This is a genomic window from Fibrobacter sp. (genome assembly GCA_024398965.1).
Lineage (GTDB): Bacteria > Fibrobacterota > Fibrobacteria > Fibrobacterales > Fibrobacteraceae > Fibrobacter.
Genome location: JAKSIF010000128.1, coordinates 1 through 1,739 on the forward strand (window position 1 = coordinate 1; position 1,739 = coordinate 1,739).

General features: G+C 51.4%; 2 protein-coding genes. Both read right to left on the minus strand.

Annotated elements, in window-relative coordinates:
- The coding region (locus MJZ26_15050) for a hypothetical protein (GenBank protein ID MCQ2107094.1) at positions 1–1,402 on the minus strand (1,402 nt) is incomplete at its 3' end.
- Between the two features lie 37 nt (positions 1,403–1,439).
- A partial coding sequence (locus MJZ26_15055) for a hypothetical protein (protein ID MCQ2107095.1) occupies positions 1,440–1,739 on the minus strand: 300 nt, incomplete at its 5' end.

The following is a 1,739-nucleotide window of genomic DNA, read 5'->3' on the forward strand; positions in this document are numbered from 1 at the left end:
CTACAACAGCCCGAAGAGTCTGCTCGCCCAGCTTCTCCACCAGCCGCTGAACAAGCACATCCGCCTTTTCCTCCCCCGATTTGAACGACTGTTTGTCCAAAATCTGAATCTCGCGTTCATTAAGGATGTCACTCGCCGCCGAAAGCTCCTTCGCAAATTGATCGGCCGCAGACCGAAGAGTTGGAATCGCGTTTTCGAATCTGAATTCTTTGCGCACAATTCCAATCAGGGCATCATGCCACTCTGCGTAAGCCCGCTTCGCCGCGTTAAGATGTCGATCATGCGGCAGCTTGTCCAGAAAATACAGCATCGATGTCAGCGCATCATCCAGACAAAACGCCCCATCCATGAGTTTCCCAAAATCAAACTCAGACTTCACCATCTCCTCGAGCCGAAAACAAAAGGTGCTTGTAAATATCTTAAACAACGGAAGAAGATTGTCGCGATCGTCCGCACTAAGCTCTTCCGACAGTTTAACTGTCGGCATCGCAGCGGATTGATTGAGATAAAAGCCGGAGAAATCAATCGCCTTGCGCGCGATCCGAACGGCCACCTTGGTTATCCGCCACATTCCAATCTCCGAATCCGCGTGACGCCACCAGTCCTCCGCGGCAAAGAACTTTTCTACCTTTTCCTCCGATCTTTCAAGGTCTCCACGCATCATCTCCTCGTGGTTCGCCTTTTGAATCCGCTCCCGCTCCTCTGGCGGCGGTAACTTTATGCCCATTAACTCGCACAATTCATCATTTGTAATATTCGAAACAAGTGCTGGCGCGTCCTCAGGTGTTGTCGCCGCATGAGGCCAGCCAAGCGTCAAACACCCTTTTGCGAGCTTTCCATAAATCTCCTGATTGAATTTCGGCCATCCCTTATCATCATAACCCAGCAGCAACTCAAATGCCGCCATCACAAATCTCGACTTGTCATCCGACGCTCCAATTTTGAAAAACGAATCCATTTCCCGGCGAACTGTCGCAATAAACTCACCGGGGGCGATATCCCCCTCCGGATAGACCGTGTTGACATACTGCACCAAATAATCGCCAAAGCATCCGAATGACGAACACACGCCCTGCGCCGTCTCTTGAACACCGTTCGCCCAGTCCTCAAACGCCTTCCCCTCGGGGATTGGCTTCGGCACCTTGAACAATTGCGACGACAATGTGTTGAACGCCTCAAAGAACCACGGACAATAGATTACATCCTTGTCCCTTGTTGTCGTCGCCAGGTCAAGCGCCAGGCAAAGCGCCGCGCAAGTCTCCTGATAACGGGACAAAGAAGCCCGCTGCCAGGACTGCCCAAAAATCACCTTCTCAAACTTTTTATATTTGGTTCGAAGCGCAAGAATCGCCTCGTCTGACATTTCACCGTACGCGGACCGATGAAAATCATCGTCCGGCAACGGATCCTGCCCCCGTCCGGGAAAGTGTAAGATCATCTCAAACCCTTTTGCTTTCCTTGTAAACCTGCTCCGCGCTGAGATTACGCCTGACCTTCTTGCTGTTCATCGCATCATGCTTCCCATGACTTGCCCTGTACTTCTCGGCACAGACTTTCATCGCCTTGTAATTCTTTTGCTCAAATGCCGCGGAAAATCCTTCGGGGGTACCCTTCCCCTTGCGCCAATTTGCAATTGTGTTGTGATGAACATCGCCAAACAACACTGAAAGATTCGGGTCGGAAAAATAATCCCGCTCCGGTCTCTTCGTGTTGACGATCTGAACCGCCGCCTGACATCC